Here is a 23,046-nt window from a genome sequence, read left to right on the forward strand (position 1 = left end):
TCCAGGCCTAAGCGCCACAGCGACAGGACCCGCTTACGCCTGAGGCTGTTGCTCTGGAAGCGCCGTTCATGGCCCAACTGGCGCGCCTGCAAACCCACCAACAAAATCAGGTAGTTGGCCAACGCGGCGATCAACAACAGCACCTCGATACGTTTGGGACAGTGGCTGCGGTGCAACTCGAGACCCAGTCCCAGCGGTGCGCTTTTCACGTCACGAAAGCCTTCCTCAATTTGCATGCGGCGCCTGTACAGCGCCACCACCTGAGCCGCATTCCATTGGGACTCAGGCAGGTTACTGGCCAACAACCAGGGCTCGCGTTCGCGTCGCCCATGAACGCGGCTGCGTTTATCGCGCGCGATACGCCCACTGATGCGCCGGTGCCGGCGCCCATGGGCCGGTTGTTTCACGCCGTACAGGCGCGTGATGAAGGGATGATTGCGGGTCATTTCTACCGTCCCCAGCGCCTTGGGCGACGCGCTCGCCTGGGCATACAGGCCGGTCACCGGAGCCCAAGCCTGCGTACCGACTCGGTAAAGGTCCCGGTTGCGCACCCGTCCGACGTAGTACCAACCCTGGGCCTGGACGGCCTGCAACCAGGGCCGGCGAAAGCCGGCATCGGTGACCAGGATCGGCGTGCAGCCCGCGGGCAACAGGGCGGCCAACGCCTGCAGTAATTGCCTTTGGCAGCGGGGACAGCCCTCGCGGTCGTGCACCCGCTCGTAAACCGCCAGGGAACGCCCGGCCACGGGCAGCGCGGCACGCAGCAAAAAGTAGCGCCCGGGTGCATCGATGGGGGACCAGTCGACCAGGATCAGCGGATGCTGCAACACGCCGAGTACGGCGCGCAGCATCGCCCAGTAGAACAGCGGGCGCTCGGCGTGAAGGTGCGGGTTGCCCAGCAGGCGGTCGACACGTTTGATGGCGTGTTTGGGGTACGCCGAGCCAGGCATGGCGCGGCCCAGCCCGGTCAAGGTCAGGCGGTGGCCCTGAAGCAGGGCTGCCACGGTGCACATCAGGGCCGTGAGGCGACGAGCGTGAACGGTGGGGAGTGCTTGTGCGAGAGCGGCGTGTAAAAATCGAACGGTCTGCATGGGGATCACGGGAGCTTGGTGTGTTTGGCGACAACCAAGGTGCTCGCCCATGCAGACGTCTTCAAGCCCAAGCGTTTGAGCGGTCGCGAGTTTTTGTGGGGATCACTCAGGGACAGACCCCGAATAACGCTGCTGTTAAGGTTGGAGTGATTTCTTTTTAACCACTGGCCGCCCAGGGCCCAGATACTATGCCGAGCAGCCCCGGCTGCCTGGCGATCGAGGTGTGAAAGCGGTCGTTCCCAAGCAGGTGAGCTACCGAGCTACAGGGTCGGAGTGAAAAATAATTAGCTCCGACTCTTTGCCCTGAACCCCTTAGCCGTCACCTTTGGCTCTCTGACCCCGTTAGCCGTCACCTTGGCCAGCCCTGTCATTCTCATGGCACGGCAATTAGCTATAATTTTTTCACAGGAAGTCGTGTAGATTATAATTTTCCTGTGACTCCTATAGGGAATTCTACATGCGACCACCCATTGAGCGAGCCGGATACAGTTGGCTGATCAACGCCCTCGATCTTCGCTGTGCGTCGCTTGATCATGAGTGTGTCATAGGCTCTCGCCCGGCGCTCTCTCAGCCCGCTGGTGGCGCGAAGGTAGAGGTCTTCACCAAGGGCTATGCCAGAGCGCATCGCCCCATCGATCAAATGCTGTTTGCGCTCTCGTACGAAGGGGTCAATCTGGGGGTCCTGGAACGCGCTTTCCAAATTCCCACCGTCCGGGATGATCTAGCTGCTGCAATCGTTGAGAAACCAGCCAGCGGCTATCTGCGCCGGCTCTGGTACATCTGCGAGCAGATTGCAGGCCATCAGTTGCCGCTGCCGGACACAGCCCAGAACATTCCCTATGAGCACTTGCTTGCGCCGGAGAAGTATTTCACCGGTCCAGAGGAGATGTCGCGCAGACATCGCGTGCGGATGAATCTTTTGGGGACGCCGCAGCTTTCAGCTCTGATTACACGTCAGAGTTGGACAGACGATAGTCTTTTGAATGCGCAGATAGTCGAGCGCATGCATGACCAGATGGTTGATTTCTCAGTCAGCGAAATTACTCGAGCGGCGCAGTACCTGCTGACGACCGAGACTCGCAGCTCATACGAGATCGAGCACGAGCGCCCAGCGCCTGATCGAATCTTGCGTTTTGTACGAGTGCTTGAACAGGCGGGCCAGCGCCCACTAGACGAAGAGTTTTTGTTCGAGATTCATCGGATAGCCCTCGGTACGGGGCGTCCCGATCCGTCCATTGGTGCATACAGGCACCTGCAGAATTGGCTCGGGCGCGGGGATCTCATCCACCTGATCCCGCCGAGGCCGGAAACAGTGCCTGAGATGATGGAGGAGTGGTTCGTCATGCGTGAGCGCGTCATGCGCAGTGATGCCCCTGCGCTAGTGAAGCTAAACGCGATCGCGCACAGTTTCATCTACATCCATCCTTTCATGGACGGCAACGGCCGGCTGTCCCGCTTTATCATGCAGGATATCCTGGCCAATGAAGGCATCAGGCTGCAGGGCATCATCATGCCTATCTCCGCCGGCCTTCTGGTCAATCTGGACAGTTATATCGGCATGCTCGATGCGCTGTCACGGCGGCTACTTAGCGCTACGCAGTACCACCGGCGGGACTTGGCCAGTGACCCTGAACTGGATGAGGCGCACGCCCATCTGTTCGCCCACTTGGACTTCACGGATCTGCAGGGCGAGGTCAATAAAAGCGCTGCGCGAGTTCTGGATGGGCTCATGCGTGATGAGGTCAACCATCTCGTCCGTCGTGATAGATTCAAAGAGCAAATGAATCGCGAGCTGGATCTGTCGAACCGAGATCTTGAACTGCTTATCGCTGTGATCTATGAGAACGGCGGGCGTGTTTCTAAGCGTAAGCGGACGGGCTTGTTCCTGCACCTGACGGATGAGGATATTGCGCTAGCAGAGAGCATCTACGCCGATCTGCATGCGTCGCAAGCACCTGAATCTGAGGTGACTCTGTAGGTATTCAGGGACAGACCCTGAATACCCCTGCGCCAGAAACCGGATCTCCACGAGAGATGATTACCCTTCGCGGCCATGAGCCGCTCCTACGGGGGGGCGGGTTGTTTTGCGCTATAAAAAAGGAGCCTTTACGGCTCCTTTTTTTGTGCGGCAACGGGTCTCAGGAGAGAAAGCCGCCGTCGACGTTCAGGGTCACGCCCGTGGTGTAGCTGGAGGCATCGCTGGCCAGGTAGAGCACGGTGCCGGCCATTTCGCTGGGATCGGCCACGCGCTTGAGCGGGATCTGCTGCAGCGCGACGTTAAGGATGGCGTCGTTCTTGACCAGGGCCGAGGCGAACTTGGTGTCGGTCAGGCCCGGCAGCAGGGCGTTGCAGCGGATGCCGAAGCCGGCGCACTCCTTGGCGAAGACCTTGGTCATATTGATCACCGCGGCCTTGGTGATGGAGTAGATGCCCTGGAAGTGCCCGGGAGACACGCCATTGATCGAGGCGACGTTGATGATGCTGCCCTTGCCTTGTTCGCGCATCAGCTTGCCGGCTTCGATGGACATAAAGAAGTAGCCGCGGATATTGACGTCGACGGTCTTCTGGAAGGCCGAGAGGTCGGTGTCCAGCACGTTACAGAACTGCGGGTTGGTCGCGGCGTTGTTGACCAGGATATCCAGGCGGCCGAAGCGCTCGCGGATCTCGGCGAACACGTTCTGGATCTGCTCCATCTCGCCGATATGGCAGGCGATGGCGGTGGCCTGGCCGCCAGCGGCGACAATGGCGTCGGCCACGCCCTGGCAGCCCTCGATCTTGCGGCTGGAGACGATCACATGGGCGCCTTGCTGGGCCAGCAGCTTGGCGATGGCTTCACCGATGCCACGGCTGGCGCCGGAGACGAAAGCGATCTTGCCGTCGAGGTCGAACAATTGGGTCTTGGACATGGTCTTCCCTTGAATGTGAGTGGACGCCGCGAAGCGACTGCCGTCAGAGCGTGGATTTGCTGATCACCTGCAGGCTCATCTGCTCGAGCAGCTTGTTCATGTGCACGAACTGCGCGAAGCGTTTGTCCTGGGTCTGGCCGTGGTAGAAGCGGTAGTAGATCTGCTGCACGATACCGGCCAGGCGGAACAGGCCGTAGGTGTAGTAGAAGTCGAAGTTGTCGATGCGGATGCCCGAGCGCTCGGCGTAGTAGTCGACGAATTCCCGGCGGCTAAGCATGCCTGGGGCGTTGCTTGGCTGGCGGCGCATCAGCTGCACCGGCGCCGGGTCGTCGGCCTCGATCCAGTAGGCCAGGGTATTGCCCAGGTCCATCAGCGGATCACCGAGGGTGGTCAGCTCCCAATCCAGCACGCCGATGATCTGCATGGGGTTGTGCGGGTCGAGGATGACGTTGTCGAAGCGGTAGTCGTTGTGCACGATGCTCGACTTGGGGTGGTCGGCGGGCAGCTTGTCGTTCAGCCAGCTTCTGACCGCTTCCCAGGCCGGGGCGTCGGGGGTCAGGGCTTTTTCATACCTGTCGCTCCAGCCGCTGATCTGGCGTTGGACATAACCCTCGGGTTTGCCCAAGTCACCCAGGCCACAGGCCTGGTAGTCGACGTTGTGCAGGTCGACCAGCTTGTCGATAAAGCTGCGGCACAGGGCGCCGGTGCGCTCGGCGTCCAGGTTCAGCTCGGCCGGCAGGTCGGCGCGCAGGATGATGCCGTTGACCCGTTCCATCACATAGAACTCGGCGCCGATCACCGCCGGGTCCGTGCAGTGCACATAGGCCTTGGGGCAGTAGGGGAAGCGCTCGCGCAACTGGTTGAGGATGCGGTACTCGCGGCCCATGTCGTGGGCGGACTTGGCCTTGTGGCCAAAGGGCGGCCGGCGCAGCACGAATTCCTGGTCGGGGTACTCCAGCAGGTAGGTCAGGTTCGATGCGCCGCCGGGAAACTGGCTGACCCGCGGCTCGCCCGCCAGGCCGGGAATATGGCCCTTGAGGTAGTGGTCGATAACCTGGGCGTCGAGTTCCTCGCCTTCACGGATGCGGGTGGATTGATCGGTGAGCGCCATGCTTATCCCTTCTGCTTATTTTCAACGTGCGAGACTATTGGTTAATTTAATACTGGCCTCAGTCGCCCACAAGCACTGCGGGCCGTTATAGACCCCCGTGTTGCCGGCCAATCAGCTGGCCTGATCGTTGCCCTTTTCGGCAGGCGAAAAAAAACCGGAGTCTGAAAACTCCGGTTTCGGGTCACCCGTTCAGCCTAGTCGCTGGGCCGTGTTTCGACAGCCCGGCCAACGCGCTACGCGGCATCAGGGTGCACTTGCGTTGCAATCAAACCGGGAACAGTTCGCCCAGTTTCATCGCCAGCATCATGTCGCCTTCGGCGCGCAGTTTGCCGCCCATAAACGCCTGCATGCCGTCGGTTTCGCCGGTCATGATGCCGACCAGAGTTTCGGTGCTCATGATCAGGGTGACGTTGGCGTTGTCGGCGTCGCCTTTCTGCACGTCGCAGGTGCCGTCCTTGACGACCACATAGTGGTTGTCGCCGTCTTCGATATTGAATTGGAACACCAGGTCCAGGCCGGCAGCGGCGCTGGCGTTGAATTTGGCTTGCATGCTTTTGACGATGTCGGCAACGGTGGTCATGGTTCTATCCTTTTTTCGGGTTTTGTCTGGCGGCCAGACTGGCCGCGGTGGGCCGGTGCTCACCTAAAGGTGATGAGTTCCGGCGCCTTCAACAGTTGCAGGTGTACGTGACTGTTGAAGGAGGCCAGCGCTACCTCGTTGCCGCGAAACTTCAGGCAACTGAGGGAGGTGTTGACGATCTGCCAGTTCAGCTCGAAAGCCTTGATGGCCGGCAGGCCGATAATCAATTGCAGCAGGGCGGAAATGGTCCCGCCGGACGTGAAGATGGCAATGCGCTGGTGCCCCTGGGCCTGCTGCAGCACACGCTGCAAGCCGCCTTGCACCTGCTCGAGAAAACCCTGCCAGCTGATCAGCCCGTCTTTTTCATGCTCGCCCGAGACCCAGCGGTCAATGACCTGGGCGAACAAGCGCTGGAACTCGGCGCGGTGGCTGGCGGCGTTACGCAGGATATGCAAGGCGTCGGGCTCGACGTGGAGCAGGTCGGGCAGATGGGCGCGTATCACCTCGTCGGCCGGAAATTCGTCGAAGGCGCTGTCGGTTTCCAGCGCGGGGGGCGTCTGCCCCGCAGCGTGCAGGCGACCCAAGGCGGCGCGGCCGGTATCCTGTTGGCGGCGCAAGTCGCCGCTCAGGCAGCGATCGAAGTGGATACCCAGTTCGGCCAGGTGATCGCCGAGCAATTCGCCCTGACGGACACCCAACGGCGACAACACGTCGTAGTCGTCGGCGCCGAATGAAGCTTGGCCATGTCGAATCAGGTAGATGCTGCCCACGTCCGGGTAATTCCGCTTCGGTGAAGTTTCGCGAGGGTATGAGGATCAAAAGGCCCTGTCAACGAAAAAACATACGCTTGTTTGAATTGCCGGCCAATGGATGGGTGCGCAGGGCAGGGCGGCACATGGCTGGCCGGCGACCGAGCGCGCCGGTATGCTGGGGTGATGGACAGCGCGCTCGCCGGTGAGCGGCGTCACGCACACAAAGAAGGCGGTACGGGTGGAATTTCTAATGGAGTACGCCGGGTTCCTGGCGAAGACTGTGACCCTGGTGGCGGCGATCCTGGTACTGCTGGTGGCTTTCGCGTCCGTGCGCGGGCGGGGCCGTGGCAAGGGCAGCGGCCAGTTGAACGTGGTCCACCTGAACGACTTCTACAAAACCCTGCACCAGCGCCTGGAGCAGGCGGTGCTGGACAAGGACCTGCTCAAGCAGCAGCGCAAGGTCGAGGCCAAGGCCGCCAAGCTGGCGAAGAAACAGGGCCTGGCGGCCAAGCCGCGGCTGTTCGTGCTGGACTTCGACGGCGATATCAAGGCCTCCGCCACCGACAGCCTGCGCCATGAAATTACCGCGCTGCTGAGTATGGCCACCGCCGCGGACGAGGTGGTGCTGCGTCTGGAAAGCGGCGGCGGCATGGTCCACAGTTACGGCCTGGCGTCGTCGCAGTTGGCCCGTGTGCGCCAGGCGGGCATACCGCTGACGGTGTGCGTCGACAAGGTCGCGGCCAGCGGTGGATACATGATGGCCTGTATCGGCAACCGGATCATTTCCGCGCCATTCGCCATTCTCGGCTCCATCGGGGTGGTGGCGCAGCTGCCCAACGTGCATCGCCTGCTGAAAAAACACGAGATCGACTTCGAGGTGCTGACCGCCGGCGAGTACAAGCGCACCCTGACGGTCTTTGGCGAAAACACCGACAAGGGCCGGGAGAAATTCCAGGAAGACCTGGAAATTACCCACGAGCTGTTCAAGGGTTTCGTCGCGCGCTATAGGCCGCAGCTGAACATCGATGAGATCGCCACCGGCGAAGTCTGGCTGGGCCTCGCGGCACAAGGCAAATTGCTGGTCGACGACCTGCAAACCAGCGACGAGTACCTGGCGGAACGGGCCAAGAGCGCGGAGCTCTATCAACTGCACTACGCCGAGAAAAAAAGCCTGCAGGAACGGGTCGGCCTGGCCGCCAGCCTGACCCTCGACCGGTTGATCCTCAGCTGGTGGAGCCGGCTTTATCAACAACGTTTCTGGTAATCGGGAGAGCCCATGGACAGCTTCAAGGCATTGCTGGTCACGGAAGGCACCGCGGGCGCCTTCGAGTCGCGGTTGGTCGAGCGCACCTGGGCCGACCTGCCGGCGGGTGAGGTGCTGATCCGCGTGCAGTATTCGTCGCTCAATTACAAGGATGCACTGTCGGCCAGCGGTAACCGCGGCGTGACGCGCAATTATCCGCATACGCCGGGCATCGATGCGGCGGGGGTGGTCAGTGAGTCCAGTGTCGGCGAGTTCGCCCCGGGCGACGAGGTGATCGTCACCGGCTATGACCTGGGGATGAACACCGCCGGCGGTTTTGGCCAATTTATCCGTGTGCCCGCGGCCTGGGTGATCAAGCGCCCTCAGGGCCTGTCGCTCAAGGAGGCGATGATGCTCGGCACGGCCGGGCTGACCGCGGCCCTGTGCGTCGACAAGCTCGAGCAGGCCGGCCTGGAGGCCGGTGCCGGCCCGGTGCTGGTCACGGGTGCCACTGGCGGCGTAGGCAGCATCGCCGTGGCTTTGCTGGCCAGCCAGGGCTACGAAGTGGTGGCGTGCAGCGGCAAGGCCGACCAGCACGCCTTCCTGTTGGGGCTGGGCGCGGCCCGGGTAATCGATCGTGCGGCGCTGCAAGCCGGCAGCGAGCGGCCACTGCTCAAGGAGCAATGGGCCGGGGCGGTCGACACGGTCGGCGGCTACATCCTCTTCAACGCGGTCAAGTCGTTGCGCTATGGCGCCAGCCTGGCCTGTTGCGGGCTGACCGCCGGCACTGCGTTCCAGGGCAGCGTGCTGCCGTTTATCCTGCGCGGGGTCAACTTGCTGGGGGTCGACTCGGTGGAGTTGCCCATGGTGGTCAAGGCGTCCATGTGGGACCGATTGTCCCTGCAATGGAAACTCGACCTGAGCGGCCAGGTACGGGAAATCGACCTGGCGCAGCTGCCGCGGGCGATCGAGCAGATCCTCGCCGGAGAGCTGGTCGGCCGGACTCTGGTCAGCTTGGCCTGAGCAGGCTTGCAGCAATAAAAAAGCCCCGTTTAACGGGGCTTTTTTATTTCACCAGCCTTTAGGCGCGGCGGCGGAACAACGGCAACGGCTGGTCGGCCGCGGTCTGGTAGACCTCGGCGAAATCCTGCAGGCCCAGCAGGGCCTCGTGCGGGTCGCGGTCGGCGCGCACGGCGAAGGCATCGAAACCGCAGCGGCGCAGGAAAAACAGCTGGTCGCGCAGTACGTCGCCGATCGCGCGAATCTCGCCGCTATAGCCGTAGCGCTCACGCAGCAGGCGGGCGCTGGAGTAGTGGCGGCCGTCGGTAAACACCGGAAAATTCAACGCCACCACCTGGAAGTGCTGCAGGTCCTCGGCCAGTTCCTCGACCTCCTCATGGCTTTCCAGCCAGACTCCCAGGCCGCCATCGCGGGCCTGGAGGGCACGGGCGTGTTCGCGCCAGAGGTTCAGCGGCACGATCAGGTCATCGCAGTTGGACAGGCCATCCAACGAGGTGTCCGCCGGCAGCAGGTGCCAGGTTTCGTCGACCACCTGATCGCCCTTAATGATTCGCTGCATATACACGCTCCTTGAAGGGGTCGATGCCGATACGGCGGAAGGTATCGATAAAGCGTTCATCATCGGTGCGCTGGTCGACATACACCTGGATCACTTTTTCGATCACGTCGGGCATGGTGTCCTGGGCGAACGAGGGGCCGAGGATCTTGCCCAGGCTGGCGTCACGGCTGGCGCTGCCGCCGAGGGAGACCTGGTAGAACTCCTCGCCTTTTTTATCCACGCCAAGGATGCCGATGTGGCCGACATGGTGATGGCCGCAGGCGTTCATGCAGCCGGAGATATTCAGGTCCACTTCGCCGATATCGAACAGGTAATCCAGGTCATCGAAGCGGCGCTGGATGGCCTCGGCGATCGGGATCGACTTGGCGTTGGCCAGGGAGCAGAAGTCCCCGCCCGGGCAGCAAATGATATCGGTCAACAGGCCGATGTTCGGCGTGGCGAAGCCCTGTTCGCGCAGCTCACCCCAGAGGGTGAACAGCTGGCCCTGCTCGACGTCGGCCAGGATGATGTTCTGCTCGTGGGAATTGCGCACCTCGCCGAAGCTGAAGCGGTCGGCCAGGTCGGCCAAGGCGTCGAGCTGCTTGTCGGTGATGTCGCCGGGCGCCACGCCAGTGGGCTTGAGCGACAAGGTGACCGCGGCGTAGCCGGGCTTTTTGTGGGCCACGACGTTGCGGCTGCGCCAGCGGGCGAATCCCGGGTGTTCGGCGTCGAGCTGGGCCAGGGCGACGGCCTGGTCGTCCAGGGCGTGGTAGGCCGGATCGACGAAATGCGCGGCGACGCGCTGCACTTCAGCCTCGGTCAGGGTGCTGGGGCCGTCCTTGAGGTGAGCCCATTCGGCCTCGACCCGCTCGGCGAATACGTCGGCGCCCAGGGCCTTGACCAGGATCTTGATCCGCGCCTTGAACTTGTTGTCACGCCGGCCGTAGCGGTTGTAGACCCGCAGGATGGCGTCCAGGTAACCGAGCAGGTGCTGCCAGGGCAGGAATTCGTTGATAAAGGAACCGACGATCGGGGTGCGCCCCAGGCCTCCGCCGACCGATACCCGAAAGCCCAGTTCGCCAGCGTCGTTATGCACCGCCTCGAGGCCGATGTCATGCACCTCGATGGCCGCGCGATCGCTGACCGCGCCATTGACCGCGATCTTGAACTTGCGCGGCAGGTAGGCGAACTCGGGGTGAAAGGTGGACCACTGGCGGATCAGCTCGCACCAGGGGCGCGGGTCGATCAGCTCGTCCGCGGCGACGCCGGCGAACTGGTCGGTGGTGGTGTTGCGAATGCAGTTGCCGCTGGTCTGGATCGCGTGCATCTGCACGGTGGCGAGCTCGGCCAGGATTTCCGGCACGTCTTCCAGCTCGGGCCAGTTGAATTGCACGTTCTGCCGGGTGCTGATATGCGCGTAGCCCTTGTCGTAATCCCGGGCGATCTGCGCCAGCTTGCGTACCTGGGTGCTGGAAAGCAGCCCGTAGGGGACGGCCACGCGCAGCATGGGTGCGTAGCGCTGGATATACAGGCCATTCTGCAGGCGCAGCGGGCGGAATTCTTCGCCGCTCAGCTCGCCCGCCAGATAGCGGCGGGTCTGATCCCGGAACTGCTTGACGCGGTCCTCGATGATCTGTTGATCGTACTGGTCATATACGTACATGAAGTGTCCTGTTTTCAGGCTGCTTGTAGCGAATCCGCGCGCACGGCCGCGCACTCCTTGGCGGAGCCGGGGCACGATAGCAGTTGGGGGTTATGCGCAAAAGTGATGTTTTCGCATATGAAAATAACCAAAACCGATAAGCAGATGGGCGGCCGCGCTCCTCTCGCTTGAGCCGATGGCGTATCTGGTCTTAACTGCATGGCGATCCATCGATAACCACAACAATAGCGCTACGGGGAACGCCATGATCGATCACACCGAACCAGACAACAGCGACAGCCGGGCCGACGCCTTTGCCATCTTTACCCTGATCATGCTGGCGGTGGCCACCGCGGTGTTCTGGGTCAGCCACCAGTAAGGCGCTGCGCGCCGCTGAACAACCCCGCCGATTGCCGCGCCACGGTAATCGGCATTTTTTTGCCTACCTCCAATGAAGGCAAAGCGCCATTCCACAACCCGATATACTTGCACTGTTGTCCATGAGTGTGAGTGTCATGAATCGAGTCCTGCCGTGGATCCTGCTGCTAGTGCTGGGCCTGGCGACGGCTGTCGCCGCCAAGCCGGCCTCGGTGGTGTTTTTGAGCCCGGGGCACGCCGACGAACCCTTCTGGGTCACATATATACAGTTCATGCAGGCGGCCGCCGATGACCTGGGCGTGCAGTTGCAGGTGCTGCATGGGGCTCGCGACCCGGAACGACTGCTGGACAACGCGCGGCAGGTGCTCGCATCAAAGAACCCGCCGGACTACCTGGTGTTCGTCAACGAGCGTTATGTCGGCCCTGAGCTGCTGCGCCTGTTTGCCCACAAGCCGGTCAAGCTGTTCTCCCTGCACAGCACCTTGACCGCGGAACAACAGAGCCGGGTCGGGGGCACCCGGGAGCACTACCCCAACTGGATCGGCAGCCTGGTACCCGACGACGAAAAAGGCGGCTATCTGATGGGCCAGGCATTGATCACCCTCGCCAAAGGGCAGCCCTGGACGATGTTGGCGTTTTCCGGCGGGCGCGACACGCCCTCTGCTTCGTTGCGTGAGGCGGGGCTGACACGGGCCCTGGCCGAGCATCCCGAGATCAAGTTGCAACAACTGGTGTACGGTGAATGGCAACGTGCTCGCGCCCATGAGCAGGGGCTGGCATTGCTGCGCCGCTACCCGCAGACCCAGCTGATCTGGGCCGCCAACGATGAGATGGCGTTTGGCGTGATGCAGGCGGCGCGTGAATTGGGGCGGTTGCCCGGGCAGGATCTGCATCTGTCGGCGCTGAATAACTCCGCGGAAGTGCTACGGGCGCACCTGAAAGGTGAAATCGAGGTGCTGGTTACCGGCCATTTCACTCTGGGTGGTTGGGCGATGGTGCTGCTGCACGACTACCACGCCGGGCTGGATTTTGCCGGCTACGGCGGCAAGGACCGTGTCCTGCCGTTGTTTATGCTGCTCGGTGCCGAGCAAAGCGCGCGGCTGAGCACGCGGCTGGGGCGCGCCGACTTTGGTCTGGACTTCAAGCGTTTCAGTCGTTTCTATCGGCCGAAATTATCGGCCTATGACTTTTCCCTGAGTCCGCTGTTGCGTTGAGGTCAAACCCCGGCCAGGTGCAGGACCAGTTTGACCACGCCGAAGATCACCAGCACGAACACCAGGGTAAAAAGCAGGCCCAGGATGATGAAGTGACTGGGTTTGCCTTGGGTGAAATCCCGCTCGCGGTTCTTGCCGCTTTGTACGCCGAATGCGGCCGCCAGCACGCTGTGCAGCATCTGCCAGAGCGTGGGCGCCTTGTTGGGGTCTGACGGGGTGATCCGCTGCATCCTGTCCTCCTGAGACTGGGGCGCGCAGGCCCTGATGGCGCCCACTGCCAGTGACAATCAATACCTGGAAGTGATCCTGTATTCAATCGATGCGTGGGGTCGCCGCCAGCAATAGCCGGCTCAGGCGTTGCGCGTGTTCGCGCAACTCCGGCACCGCGGTGCTTTCCCAGTGACGTGCGCGCAGCATGGGACTGAGCAGGAACAGTCGTGGGTGGGGCCGGCCGCTGGCATCCAGCACGCGGTAGTCGGCCGCCGTCTCCACGCCCAGGCTCAGGGGATCGGGCCGTATCTGGCCGCTGTGCTGCAGTGCAGCGAACAGGGGTTCTTCCAGGGCGCGCAAATCGTTGCAGGGGCCCGTGCAGTTGATCAGGTGATCGAACGGCAGTTCCTTGCCCACGGTCTGACCTCGTGGTCGAAGTGTCAGGGTCAGATCCTGGTTGGCGAACAATCTGCCGGCCTGGATGCTCAGTCCGCCGCTGGCGATCAAGTCGGTCACTCGCCGGGCAACGCTGGGCGCCGCGCGGTGGCGGTGCACCTCCCAATAGGGCTGCAGGTGGCGCAGAAACCGACGGCGGTCCGCCGCATCCAGGCCTTGCCACAGCGCGGGGGTCGCAGGGCGCAGTGCGGCTAACGCATCTCGCCAATCGTAACCGTCCTGGACAGCGTCGGTTGCCCAGCGACGTATCACCGTCAGCAAGTCTCCAAGCCCAACTGCGGGGTCCAGCCCGGCGGGTAACGTGGGCAATCGAGGGGCTCGGACATTGTCGCGGTGCGCATGGGGCAACAGGCCGCGGCGCGACACGGCCAGCAAGGGTGCCCGATGGCCCTGGTCCTGCAAGGCCAGGGCCATGTCGAAGAGGGTCAGGCCAGTGCCCAGCAGCACGATGCGCGCCTCGGGTGCCATGCCCGCGAGGGCGCCTGGGGCCCAGGGATCCTCCACGTAGCGTGGATCGCCGCGTAGCGCGGCCAATGCCGGCGGGGTGGCTGGCGCGAAGTTACCGGTGGCGATCACGGCGGCGTCGACCTCCAGGGCCGTGCCGTCGCTCAGCTGCAGGCGCAGCCCCCGATCATGCTCGTTGAGGTCGCTGACCTGGGCATGCCGTCGTTCAAAGTTGATCTGGGCGCCACTAAGGGCAATCGCTTGTTCGAGCCGATGCTCCAGATAATCGCCGTAGAGCTGGCGAGGCAAAAAATCCCCAGGCTGCGCGGCCGGCCAGAAGGTGCGGGCGAATTCCAGGAAATCTCCGGGCTGTCCCGGAAAAAGGCTCATGCGCTCGGCCGGGACATTGAGAATGTGGCTGCTCGAGCGGGTGCCATAGGCCAGTCCCCGGGCGAATCGACCGGAACGGTTGATCAGGCTGATACTCAGGGGGCGAGTTGCCTGGTGCAGCAACTGGATGGCCAACGCGCTGCCGCAAAAACCGCTGCCAATGATTGCAATACGTTCCATCGTCACCGCTTGTCCTTGTGCAAGATACAGCGACCAGAGGCTGGTCCATCCGGGAGTAGGGTAGGATAGAAATATACTTCACACACCGAGGTCGTCATGAACACCCTCCGTTTTCTGCTGGTGCTGATGGGCTTGGAGCTGAGCGCCGGGGCGCAGGCCGATCCGGCCTCCGTCACCGTGGTCGAGCGCGTCTATATCAGTCCCGGAGCCAGTGGCAGCATCAGCACCTCGTCGCGCCAGCAGAGTTACGACAGCTACGGCGGCAGGCCCACGGGCACCGGCCATGGCCCCAGCGTCAACCAGCAGGGTAGCGCGCGGGTACTCGGTAATGTCACCCAGGGTGTCGATGAGCGGGGCATGCAGGGCGGTCGGGTGCAGGTGGCGCCACGCAGACCTTAGCCCCACCACCGGGCACGCGGGGCGGCTGTGGTATTCTAGCGGCCTGCAAAAAAGCGCCGTGGAGCGGTCGATGAAATTTATACACCAACGCGAACACCTGAACGAAGACGACCTGGTCGTCATCCAGTGCTCGCAACCTTGCAACATTCGCCTGATGAACGATGCGAATTTCCGCAGTTTCAAGAATGGCGGGCGTCACACCTACCACGGCGGCGCCTTCGACCAATTCCCGGCGAAGATCGCGGTGCCCAGCAGTGGTTTCTGGAATATCACCATCGACACCGTGACGCGCAAGGCGGTCAGCCTGACTCGCAAGCCGAGCCTGACCCATTCGATCAAGATCGTCCGCAAGTCCACTTCGCAATTGCGTTAAGCGACGGGCCACCCGCGCACTGGGGTGGCTGGTTCTGACCCACCGCTATGGCGCTTGTCCCAGGGCTGGTTGGCGTTACCCAATGACGAGGGTGTAGGGCGGCCTCGACGCGCCGTCCGTGGCAGCTCGCCGCTGTTGGCCGCCACCTCGGACCCTGCACGGGTGTACTTCCTTCGGCGAGTACAGCCGAGCCGTGTCGGGCCGCCCCCTTCACAGACTTCACCCAGCTCGGAAACGGCACCTTGCCTATAGACCGTCATACCCGCGCAGGCGGGTATCCAGTACCGGCCATGCTACGGCGACTGTGACGCTGGGCACGGTGCTGTCGAGCAGTGCCTGCAGCCTCATAGGGGCAAGCGACTGGCTTCCTGTCTTCGCGGGCATGGCGAAGGCTCACGCCCGCAAGGCGAATCTGCTTTGTCCTTGAACTAAAGCGATTGATACCAAGATGAAATCATACCCCGACCCCGTGGCGGTATTTTCGTGTTCGGGGGCCTAAATTTTCTGCATATTTTAAAATGGCGCCTACTATCAGCTGCGATTGCCGCCCCGACTACGAGAAAAGGCTATTTATGAAGCTTTCATGCATTCCCAGCTCATCTGCAGGGGTTAGTACACGCGCCATGGTTCAGTTGCGGCGTTTGACCGGCTGGTGGCGGATCGGCGGGCTGTTAGCACCTTTGCTCGTGGCGGGACCGGCCTTCGCCCTGGGTCCCACCGTACAAACCTTTGGTGCGCTAGCGGGCTCCACGTTGACCAATACGGGCCCGACCGTGGTAAACGGCAATTTGGGCGTCTCGCCTGGGAATTCGATTATCGGGTTTCCGCCAGGAGTGGTGATCGGGACTATTCACGCGGCCGATGCCACAGCGGCCCAGGCGCAGCTTGAATTGGTGGCGGATTACACCACCGCTGCCAATACCGCCTGTAATACCGACCTGACCGGGCAGGACCTGGGTGGTCTCACCCTGACACCTGGCACCTATTGCTTTAGCACTTCGGCCCAGTTGACTGGGACCTTGACTCTCGATTTTCAGGGTAATCCGAACGCGCAATTTTTGTTCAAGACCGGCAGTACCCTGACCACGGCCAGCGGCTCTTCGATTCTGTTGATCAACAGTGGCGGAACAACTTGCCCGGCCACCCTGACCTGGCAAGTGGGCACATCGGCGACGCTCGGTACTGGTTCTTCATTCGCCGGGGATATCCTGGCACTGAGCAGCGTCACCCTGACCACCGGTGCGAACCTGGCGGGCAGGGCCTTGGCGCGCAATGGCGCGGTGACGCTGGACACCAACAGCGTTACGGCGTGTGCGCCCAATGTGCAACCGCCAGGGACCGTGTTGCCGGCCCCCGCACTTGACCTGCGCAGTTTGACGCTGCTGATGGCGCTGCTGGTTGGCGCTGGGCTGTTTATGCTCAAGCGCAATCGCCTTCGCGCCTGATGCCGCTGGCGGATGACCGAGGCCAAGGGAGCCTTGGCGCCTTCATTGACGATCTTGTTCGGTTAGGGTGGCCAAGGTTTGCCCGTAAGCCACGCCGTGCTTCTCAACTGCACAGCCCAATCTACCGCTTGATCGCGGTCAGGGCGATCAGGCGCGACACCACCAGCGCCAGGTACATGACCCCGGCGAATTCCTCGATCATCACCAACGCCCTGGCCATGGGTGTCAGCGGCACGATATCGCCCAGGCCGACGCCGGAAAGCGTGGTGAAACTGAGGAACATCAGTTCCATCCAGGTCCGTGCCGCTTGTGGCTCAAGCATCGCCGCGAAGCTGCCGGGCAGCAGCAATTGGCAGACACTGTAGAGATGGGCGAAGGCCCAGGCCAGCAAGGTAAAGGTCGCTCCAACCGCGTACAGCTCATCGGTGGTGGCGTGCTGGTCGGCGGTCATATAGGCGATCAGGCTGGCCGTCGCGTATAAGTAGAACACGGCCTCGACCATGCTGATCAGCCACTTCAGCCAGGGGGTGGGCAGCAGCACGTCGACCAGCGACAACGCCAGGACCAGCAGGGCCAGCACGGTGGCCACCCAGGTCTGCACCGGGCTGCGCTTGACCACATGCAGGGCCAGCCCCAGCACCACCAGGCCGAAGGCGCCAAAAAGGGCGCGGCCGATTTGGGTGTCCTCCATCGCCGGGTACAGCAGCACACCGAGCAGTTGCACGAACAGCAGACCCGCGGACGGGTGGCGGACCAGATAGGTGAGGGGGGACATGAGTATCCTGATGGGTCGTTGATTGTCGTGCGCGTAACGAAACCAGCGCAAGGGGCGTACGGGGTTGCTGCAGTGCCACCATTATCGCCCATTTAGCCGATGGGTTGGCCCTGGAGGGTGTGCGACGGATCACGTGCCGACCGGGTCTACCCAGTCGCTGTCCCTTGGGCAAAACCAAGTTGGCCGGACAATGGGTGCCAGTCTGAGTCAAGACTGGCCAGGGTCAGCGGTCATGTAGAGCAGCGGTTCGACCTCTCCCTGCCAGGTGCCGGGTCAGCCGCATGTCGCGCGGAATCTGGTTTTTTGCCGGGTTTTAAGGCCAACGTCCGAATTTCGCACATTTCAGACGCGGGGCGCCTACTATCTCCTGCTGCTAACTGACTAATTATTAAAATAAAGGCTATCTATGAAAAATATGCGCGCCCCGGGTTTTATCGCCGCTCCCCTCCGCAGTGCGGTGAAGCAAGGGCGCGGTGTCAGCGGCCGCCGGGCACTGGGTGGGCTGCTGGCGACACTGCTCCTGCCGTTACCGGCTTTTGCCCTGGGGCCTACGGTGCAAACCTTCGGCGTACTGGCCGGCGCGGTGATGACCAATACCGGGCCGAGCGTGGTGACCGGCGATCTGGGGGTTTCTCCAGGCTCTTCGGTGACCGGGTTCCCGCCAGGGATAGTGAATGGCACGATTCACGCTGCCGATGCGGCTGCCGCCCAGGCGCAGGTGGAGCTGACCGCGGACTATAACGCCGCCGCTGGCACCGCCTGCGATGTCGACCTGACGGGGCAGAACCTGGGTGGCCTCACCCTGACGCCCGGGACCTATTGCTTTGCCACTTCGGCCCAGTTGACCGGGGCCCTGACGCTCGATTTTCAGGGCAACCCGAACGCGCAGTTTTTGTTCAGAACCGGCAGTACGCTGACCACGGCCAGCGGCTCGTCGATCCTGTTGACCAACAGTGGCGGAACAACCTGCCCGGCCACCCTGACCTGGCAGGTGGGCAGTTCCGCGACGCTCGGTACCGGTTCCTCGTTTGCCGGGGATATCCTGGCGCTGACCAGCATCACCCTGACCACCGGGGCGAACCTGTCGGGCAGGGCCTTGGCGCGTAATGGCGCGGTGACGCTGGACACCAACAGCGTTACGGCGTGCGCGCCTAATGTGCTACCGCCAGGGGCCGTGTTAGCGGCGCCCGCCCTTGACCTGCGCAGTCTGACGCTGTTGATGGCGCTGCTGGTGGGGGCTGGGTTCTTTATGCTCAAGCGCAACGCCGCTCGATCCTGACGCGGTCGCCCTCAGGCTGTCCGACGCCTGAGCGGCGGCGTGCGGCCGTTTGGCAGGCCTGCGTCGTGACGCCTTGGCAGCGTCAGGGCGCTTGCAGCGATCGGCTGAGGAACTCCAGCACTCTTCGTTCGTAGGCCTGCGGGGCGTGGGCGTAAAAGTCCACATGGGCGGCATCCTCGATCAGCCAGAACGCCTTGGGCGCCGGGGCATTGGCGAACAAGGCGCGTGATTCCGCCGCCGGGGTATGGCGGTCACGCCCGCCGGCGATGATCAATAGCGGCGCCCGCAGGCGGCGAATGGCCTTGATGGGCTGCAAGGCCTCGAGCTCGATGCCCAGGCGCAGCGGAATCTGCCGGGCGAGCAATGGCGTCAGCAAGCGCCCCGGTTCGCCAAGGCGAATGGCCAGCCGGTTGGAAATCGCCTGCTCGATACTGGGATACACCGCTTCCAGAACCAGGGCATCGACCGGGATCGGTCCCTCACCGAGCAAACTGGCGGCGCCACCCAGGGACTGGCCGATGGCGGCCACTTTGCGGCACTGCCCCGAGGCGCGCAGATAGGCCAGGGCCGCGGCGGCATTGCCGGCCTCGCGCGCACCGAAGGTGATACGTGACCCCGGGGATTGGCCATGGGCCTGGAAGTCGAACAGCAGCGACGAATAGCCCTGGGTCTCCAGCCAGCGTGCCCGCCCCAGCATGCTGGTGCGGTCGGCGCCGACGCCGTGCATCAGCAGTACACAGTGGCCGTTGGGTTGCCGGGCTTTTACCCACCAACCGTGCATGTCGGCAAACAGCACCGCCTGCACGGGGAAATCGCTCGGAGGCGCGCCGATGGCATGGTTACGCGGCGCGGAGATCCGGGAACCCGCCCAGTAGAGCAGCAGGCTGGCGCACAGGACTGTCGCCAACAGGGCGGCAGCCGCTTGACGCCAGCTCGGCAGGGCCTTCACCGGCAGGGGCAATGCCGGTTGGCCGCCCGCAACGCTGCCGGCAGGTCAACTGCCCCGCGCCTGGTCCACAGTAGGGCCCGACTCAGTTGTCATAGCCCAAATTGGGCGCCAGCCAGCGTTCGCTGACCTCCGGCGCCTGGCCCTTGCGCGCGGTATAGCTGTCGACCTGGTCGCGGTCGACCTTGCCCACGGCGAAGTACTGCGCCTCGGGGTGGGCGAAGTACCAGCCGCTGACCGAGGCCGCCGGGAACATGGCGTAGTGTTCGGTGAGGAACACGCCGCTCTGTTTGTCGTGATTGAGCAGGTCGAACAGGGTGCCCTTTTCGGTATGGTCCGGGCAGGCCGGGTAGCCCGGCGCCGGGCGAATGCCCTTGTACTGCTCCTTGATCAGCGCCTCGTTGTCCAGCGCCTCGTCGCGGTCGTAACCCCAGTACTCCTTGCGCACCTGCTGGTGCAACCACTCGGCGCAGGCTTCGGCCAGGCGATCGGCCAGGGCCTTGACCATGATCGAGTTATAGTCGTCGCCGGCGTCCTGGTAGGCCTTGGCCACCTCTTCGGCGCCGATGCCGGCGGTGGTGATAAAGCCGCCGACATAGTCGATCACGCCGCTGTCCTTGGGCGCGACGAAGTCGGCCAGGGACAGGTTCGGTTTGCCATCGGGCTTGATGGTCTGCTGGCGCAGGTGATGCAAACGGGCGAGGGGCTGGCCGTCGTCGCCGTAGACCACTAGGTCGTCGTCCTGTACCTGGTTGGTCGGCCAGAAGCCGAACACCGCGCGGGCGCTGATCAATTTTTCGTCGATCAGTTTTTTCAGCATGGCCTGGGCGTCGGCGAACAGGTCGCTGGCGGCCTGGCCGACCACCTCGTCGGTGAGGATGCGCGGGTATTTGCCCGCCAGGTCCCAGGAGATGAAAAACGGCGTCCAGTCGATGTAGCCGGCCAGGGTCGCCAGGTCGATGTCGCGCAGCACCTTGACGCCGGTAAAGCTCGGCACCACCGGCTTGTACGCGGCCCAGTCGAACTTGGGCTTGTTGGCCACCGCGGCGGCGTAGCTCAGGCGCTCGGTACGCGAGCTGCGGGCGGCGGTGCGCTCGCGCACTTCGATATAGTCCAGGCGGGTGCGCTCGACGAAGTCGGCCTTGAGCTCCTTGGACAGCAGTTGGGTGGCCACGCCCACGGCGCGGGAGGCGTCGGTGACGTAGATCACCGCGTCGTTCTGGTACTTGGGCTCGATCTTCACCGCCGTGTGGGCCTTGGAGGTGGTGGCGCCACCGATCATCAAGGGCAGGGTGAAGCCCTGGCGCTGCATCTCGCGAGCCACGTGGACCATCTCGTCCAGCGAGGGAGTGATCAAGCCCGACAGACCGATGATGTCGCATTTCTCGGCGATGGCGGTTTGCAGGATTTTCTCCGCCGGCACCATCACGCCGAGGTCGACGATGTCGTAGCCGTTACAGCCCAACACCACGCCGACGATGTTCTTGCCGATGTCGTGCACATCGCCCTTGACCGTGGCCATCAGGATCTTGCCCTTGGCTTCCGGTTTGTCGCCCTTTTCCAGCTCGATAAAGGGGATCAGGTGAGCCACCGCCTGTTTCATCACCCGCGCAGACTTGACCACCTGGGGCAGGAACATCTTGCCTTCGCCGAACAGGTCGCCGACCACGTTCATGCCGGCCATCAGCGGGCCCTCGATCACCTCGATCGGCCGCGCGCACTGCTGACGGCATTCCTCGGTGTCCTCGACGATAAAGGCGGTGATGCCCTTGACCAGCGCATGCTTGAGCCGCTCGACCACGCTCCAGGTGCGCCATTCCTCGGTTTCCGCTTCCTTGACGCTGCCGTCGCCCTTGTAGTCGTCGGCGATGGCCAGCAAGGCCTCGGTGGCGCCGTCATGGCGGTTGAGCACCACGTCCTCGACCGCGTCGCGCAGCTGCTGCGGGATCTGGTCGTAGATTTCCAGCTGACCGGCGTTGACGATGCCCATGGTCAGGCCGTTCTTGATCGCGTAGTAGAGGAACACCGAGTGAATGGCTTCGCGCACCGGGTTGTTGCCGCGGAACGAGAAGGACACGTTGGACACCCCGCCCGAGGTCAGGGCGTGGGGCAGGTGGTCGCGGATATAGGCGCAGGCCTCGATAAAGTCGACCGCGTAGTTGTTGTGTTCCTCGATCCCGGTGGCGATGGCGAAGATGTTCGGGTCGAAGATGATGTCCTGGGGCGGGAAGCCCACTTCGTTGACCAGGATGTCGTAACTGCGCTGGCAGATCTCGCGCTTGCGCGCGGCGGTGTCGGCCTGGCCGGCCTCGTCGAAGGCCATGACCACCACCGCGGCGCCGTAGCGCTTGCACAGCCGCGCCTGCTGCTTGAACTGTTCGACGCCTTCCTTCATGGAGATCGAGTTGACGATGCCCTTGCCCTGGATGCACTTGAGGCCGGCCTCGATCACTTCCCACTTGGAGGAGTCGATCATGATCGGCACGCGGGAGATGTCCGGCTCGCCGGCGATCAGGTTCAAGAAGGTGACCATCGCCTTCTTCGAATCCAGCATGCCCTCGTCCATGTTGATGTCGATCACCTGGGCGCCGGCCTCCACCTGCTGCAGGGCGACTTCCAGGGCCTCGGTGTAGTTGTCTTCACGGATCAGGCGGGCGAAGCGGGCAGAACCGGTGATGTTGGTGCGCTCACCGACGTTGACGAACAGCGAGCTACGGTCGATGGTGAACGGCTCCAGACCCGACAGGCGACAGGCCTTTGGAATGTCCGGAATGGCGCGCGGCGCGTAGCTGGCGACGATGTTGGCGATGGCCTTGATGTGTGCCGGGGTTGTGCCGCAGCAACCACCGACGATATTGAGGAAGCCACTCTGGGCGAACTCCTCGACGACCTTGGCCATCTCGGCGGGCGCTTCGTCGTACTCACCGAACTCGTTCGGCAAACCCGCGTTCGGGTGCGCCGACACGTGGGTGTCGGCCTTGTTGGACAGTTCTTCAAGGTACGGACGCAGTTCACTGGCGCCCAGCGCGCAGTTCAGGCCGACCGAGATCGGATTGGCGTGACGCACCGAATTCCAGAACGCTTCGGTGGTCTGGCCCGACAAGGTCCGACCAGACGCATCGGTGATGGTCCCCGAAATCATGATCGGCAGCTCGAAACCGAGCTCGTCGAACACGCCTTGCACGGCGAAGATCGCCGCCTTGGCGTTCAGGGTGTCGAAGATGGTTTCGATGAGGATCATGTCCGCACCGCCTTCGATCAGACCCTTGGTGGCTTCGGTGTAGTTCTCCACCAGTTCGTCGAAAGTGACGTTGCGATAACCGGGGTTGTTGACGTCCGGGGACAGCGAGCAGGTGCGGCTGGTCGGGCCGAGCACGCCGGCGACGAAGCGAGGCTTGTCCGGCGTTTCGAGGGTCTTGGCGTCGGCGACCTGACGGGCCAGGCGTGCGCCTTCCACGTTCAGTTCATACACCAGCGCTTCCATGCCGTAGTCGGCCTGGGAAACTTGAGTGGCGTTGAAGGTGTTGGTTTCGAGGATGTCGGCGCCGGCGTCCAGGTATTCCTTTTCGATCGCTCCGATGACGTCCGGGCGGGTGAGCACCAGCAGGTCGTTGTTGCCCTTGACGTCGCTCGGCCAGTCGGCGAAGCGTTTGCCGCGGTAGTCGTGTTCTTCC

At 63.0% G+C, this 23,046-nt stretch carries 20 protein-coding genes; 8 read left to right on the top strand and 12 right to left on the bottom strand.

Translation table 11 applies throughout. From position 1 onward, the window contains the following. Positions 1 to 1,091: IS4 family transposase (locus tag ABWY06_RS08015; RefSeq protein WP_353925040.1), on the bottom strand; the 1,091-nt coding region annotated here is incomplete at its 3' end. Positions 1,092 to 1,548: 457 nt separating this feature from the next. On the opposite strand from ABWY06_RS08015, the gene ABWY06_RS08020 reads away from it, so the two are divergent. Beyond that, positions 1,549 to 3,069, top strand: coding sequence for a Fic family protein (locus ABWY06_RS08020; protein ID WP_353925041.1), 1,521 nt, complete (start codon positions 1,549 to 1,551; stop codon positions 3,067 to 3,069). A gap of 160 nt (positions 3,070 to 3,229) precedes the next feature. Here ABWY06_RS08020 and ABWY06_RS08025 read toward each other — a convergent pair whose 3' ends face one another. From ABWY06_RS08025 to ABWY06_RS08040, 4 genes are all read right to left on the bottom strand, one after another. Next, positions 3,230 to 3,997: an SDR family oxidoreductase gene (locus ABWY06_RS08025; protein WP_353925042.1), complete on the bottom strand. Its 768-nt coding sequence runs from the start codon at positions 3,995 to 3,997 to the stop codon at positions 3,230 to 3,232. Positions 3,998 to 4,040: 43 nt separating this feature from the next. Beyond that, the gene (locus ABWY06_RS08030) at positions 4,041 to 5,108 is read right to left on the bottom strand and encodes a phosphotransferase family protein (RefSeq protein WP_353925043.1); all 1,068 of its coding nucleotides are present in this window, start codon (positions 5,106 to 5,108) and stop codon (positions 4,041 to 4,043) included. Between the two features lie 265 nt (positions 5,109 to 5,373). Continuing rightward, entirely contained in the window at positions 5,374 to 5,688 is a 315-nt protein-coding gene (locus tag ABWY06_RS08035; protein WP_353925044.1) for an SCP2 sterol-binding domain-containing protein, read from the bottom strand. A 59-nt stretch (positions 5,689 to 5,747) separates the two neighbouring features. After that, a complete protein-coding gene (locus ABWY06_RS08040; RefSeq protein WP_353925045.1) occupies positions 5,748 to 6,458 on the bottom strand; it encodes a histidine phosphatase family protein in 711 nt (236 codons plus the stop codon). 220 nt (positions 6,459 to 6,678) lie between these two features. Between ABWY06_RS08040 and sohB the strand changes: the two genes are divergently transcribed. Continuing rightward, positions 6,679 to 7,704 (top strand): protease SohB, encoded by a 1,026-nt coding sequence (gene sohB / locus ABWY06_RS08045; RefSeq protein ID WP_353925046.1) that lies wholly within the window; start codon positions 6,679 to 6,681, stop codon positions 7,702 to 7,704. Positions 7,705 to 7,716: 12 nt separating this feature from the next. Then, on the top strand, positions 7,717 to 8,706 hold the full coding sequence (locus ABWY06_RS08050) for a YhdH/YhfP family quinone oxidoreductase (protein ID WP_353925047.1): 990 nt from the start codon (positions 7,717 to 7,719) through the stop codon (positions 8,704 to 8,706). Between the two features lie 58 nt (positions 8,707 to 8,764). On the opposite strand, the gene ABWY06_RS08055 is transcribed toward ABWY06_RS08050, so the two are convergent. Beyond that, on the bottom strand, positions 8,765 to 9,262 hold the full coding sequence (locus ABWY06_RS08055) for a DUF934 domain-containing protein (protein WP_353925048.1): 498 nt from the start codon (positions 9,260 to 9,262) through the stop codon (positions 8,765 to 8,767). Beyond that, positions 9,246 to 10,904, bottom strand: a complete 1,659-nt coding sequence (locus tag ABWY06_RS08060; RefSeq protein ID WP_353925049.1) for a nitrite/sulfite reductase — start codon at positions 10,902 to 10,904, stop codon at positions 9,246 to 9,248. Before ABWY06_RS08060 ends, ABWY06_RS08055 begins: the two co-directional genes overlap by 17 nt. 494 nt (positions 10,905 to 11,398) lie before the next feature. Between ABWY06_RS08060 and ABWY06_RS08065 the strand changes: the two genes are divergently transcribed. Then, complete coding sequence (locus ABWY06_RS08065) at positions 11,399 to 12,475, top strand: ABC transporter substrate-binding protein (protein ID WP_353925050.1); 1,077 nt, start codon at positions 11,399 to 11,401, stop codon at positions 12,473 to 12,475. 2 nt (positions 12,476 to 12,477) lie between these two features. On the opposite strand, the gene ABWY06_RS08070 is transcribed toward ABWY06_RS08065, so the two are convergent. Together ABWY06_RS08070 and ABWY06_RS08075 are read right to left on the bottom strand one after the other, a co-directional pair. Then, complete coding sequence (locus ABWY06_RS08070; RefSeq protein ID WP_353925051.1) at positions 12,478 to 12,705, bottom strand: DUF2970 domain-containing protein; 228 nt, start codon at positions 12,703 to 12,705, stop codon at positions 12,478 to 12,480. A gap of 82 nt (positions 12,706 to 12,787) precedes the next feature. Next, positions 12,788 to 14,155 carry an FAD/NAD(P)-binding protein gene (locus ABWY06_RS08075; protein WP_353925052.1) on the bottom strand — a complete coding sequence of 456 codons (1,368 nt, stop codon included), beginning with the start codon at positions 14,153 to 14,155 and terminating at the stop codon, positions 12,788 to 12,790. 96 nt (positions 14,156 to 14,251) lie between these two features. Here ABWY06_RS08075 and ABWY06_RS08080 point away from each other — a divergent pair, with 96 nt between their 5' ends. The 3 genes from ABWY06_RS08080 to ABWY06_RS08090 all read left to right on the top strand — a co-directional run bounded on the left by ABWY06_RS08080 (position 14,252) and on the right by ABWY06_RS08090 (position 16,372). Beyond that, a complete protein-coding gene (locus tag ABWY06_RS08080) occupies positions 14,252 to 14,554 on the top strand; it encodes a hypothetical protein (protein WP_353925053.1) in 303 nt (100 codons plus the stop codon). Positions 14,555 to 14,624: 70 nt separating this feature from the next. Beyond that, on the top strand, positions 14,625 to 14,927 hold the full coding sequence (locus ABWY06_RS08085) for a DUF1883 domain-containing protein (protein WP_353925054.1): 303 nt from the start codon (positions 14,625 to 14,627) through the stop codon (positions 14,925 to 14,927). A gap of 518 nt (positions 14,928 to 15,445) precedes the next feature. After that, positions 15,446 to 16,372 carry an ice-binding family protein gene (locus ABWY06_RS08090; protein WP_353925055.1) on the top strand — a complete coding sequence of 309 codons (927 nt, stop codon included), beginning with the start codon at positions 15,446 to 15,448 and terminating at the stop codon, positions 16,370 to 16,372. Positions 16,373 to 16,493: 121 nt separating this feature from the next. Here ABWY06_RS08090 and ABWY06_RS08095 read toward each other — a convergent pair whose 3' ends face one another. Continuing rightward, positions 16,494 to 17,147 (bottom strand): potassium channel family protein, encoded by a 654-nt coding sequence (locus ABWY06_RS08095; protein ID WP_353925056.1) that lies wholly within the window; start codon positions 17,145 to 17,147, stop codon positions 16,494 to 16,496. 406 nt (positions 17,148 to 17,553) lie between these two features. On the opposite strand from ABWY06_RS08095, the gene ABWY06_RS08100 reads away from it, so the two are divergent. After that, the gene (locus ABWY06_RS08100; RefSeq protein WP_353925057.1) at positions 17,554 to 18,426 is read left to right on the top strand and encodes an ice-binding family protein; all 873 of its coding nucleotides are present in this window, start codon (positions 17,554 to 17,556) and stop codon (positions 18,424 to 18,426) included. Between the two features lie 82 nt (positions 18,427 to 18,508). On the opposite strand, the gene ABWY06_RS08105 is transcribed toward ABWY06_RS08100, so the two are convergent. Together ABWY06_RS08105 and metH are read right to left on the bottom strand one after the other, a co-directional pair. Next, positions 18,509 to 19,387: an alpha/beta hydrolase gene (locus ABWY06_RS08105; RefSeq protein WP_353925058.1), complete on the bottom strand. Its 879-nt coding sequence runs from the start codon at positions 19,385 to 19,387 to the stop codon at positions 18,509 to 18,511. A 70-nt stretch (positions 19,388 to 19,457) separates the two neighbouring features. Then, the coding region (gene metH / locus ABWY06_RS08110) for a methionine synthase (protein WP_353925059.1) at positions 19,458 to 23,046 on the bottom strand (3,589 nt) is incomplete at its 5' end.

The organism is Pseudomonas sp., from assembly GCF_040514055.1.
In the GTDB taxonomy this organism is placed as follows: Bacteria; Pseudomonadota; Gammaproteobacteria; order Pseudomonadales; family Pseudomonadaceae; genus Aquipseudomonas.

What these genes read in the sequence shown, in the direction of transcription:
- ABWY06_RS08020 (WP_353925041.1), top strand. Translation starts at nt 1,549, where the DNA reads ATGCGACCACCCATTGAGCGAGCCGGATACAGTTGGCTGATCAACGCC.
- ABWY06_RS08025 (WP_353925042.1), bottom strand. Translation starts at nt 3,997, where the DNA reads ATGTCCAAGACCCAATTGTTCGACCTCGACGGCAAGATCGCTTTCGTC.
- ABWY06_RS08030 (WP_353925043.1), bottom strand. Translation starts at nt 5,108, where the DNA reads ATGGCGCTCACCGATCAATCCACCCGCATCCGTGAAGGCGAGGAACTC.
- ABWY06_RS08035 (WP_353925044.1), bottom strand. Translation starts at nt 5,688, where the DNA reads ATGACCACCGTTGCCGACATCGTCAAAAGCATGCAAGCCAAATTCAAC.
- ABWY06_RS08050 (WP_353925047.1), top strand. Translation starts at nt 7,717, where the DNA reads ATGGACAGCTTCAAGGCATTGCTGGTCACGGAAGGCACCGCGGGCGCC.
- ABWY06_RS08055 (WP_353925048.1), bottom strand. Translation starts at nt 9,262, where the DNA reads ATGCAGCGAATCATTAAGGGCGATCAGGTGGTCGACGAAACCTGGCAC.
- ABWY06_RS08060 (WP_353925049.1), bottom strand. Translation starts at nt 10,904, where the DNA reads ATGTACGTATATGACCAGTACGATCAACAGATCATCGAGGACCGCGTC.
- ABWY06_RS08065 (WP_353925050.1), top strand. Translation starts at nt 11,399, where the DNA reads ATGAATCGAGTCCTGCCGTGGATCCTGCTGCTAGTGCTGGGCCTGGCG.
- ABWY06_RS08070 (WP_353925051.1), bottom strand. Translation starts at nt 12,705, where the DNA reads ATGCAGCGGATCACCCCGTCAGACCCCAACAAGGCGCCCACGCTCTGG.
- ABWY06_RS08075 (WP_353925052.1), bottom strand. Translation starts at nt 14,155, where the DNA reads ATGGAACGTATTGCAATCATTGGCAGCGGTTTTTGCGGCAGCGCGTTG.
- ABWY06_RS08080 (WP_353925053.1), top strand. Translation starts at nt 14,252, where the DNA reads ATGAACACCCTCCGTTTTCTGCTGGTGCTGATGGGCTTGGAGCTGAGC.
- ABWY06_RS08085 (WP_353925054.1), top strand. Translation starts at nt 14,625, where the DNA reads ATGAAATTTATACACCAACGCGAACACCTGAACGAAGACGACCTGGTC.
- ABWY06_RS08090 (WP_353925055.1), top strand. Translation starts at nt 15,446, where the DNA reads ATGGCGCCTACTATCAGCTGCGATTGCCGCCCCGACTACGAGAAAAGG.
- ABWY06_RS08095 (WP_353925056.1), bottom strand. Translation starts at nt 17,147, where the DNA reads ATGTCCCCCCTCACCTATCTGGTCCGCCACCCGTCCGCGGGTCTGCTG.
- ABWY06_RS08100 (WP_353925057.1), top strand. Translation starts at nt 17,554, where the DNA reads ATGAAAAATATGCGCGCCCCGGGTTTTATCGCCGCTCCCCTCCGCAGT.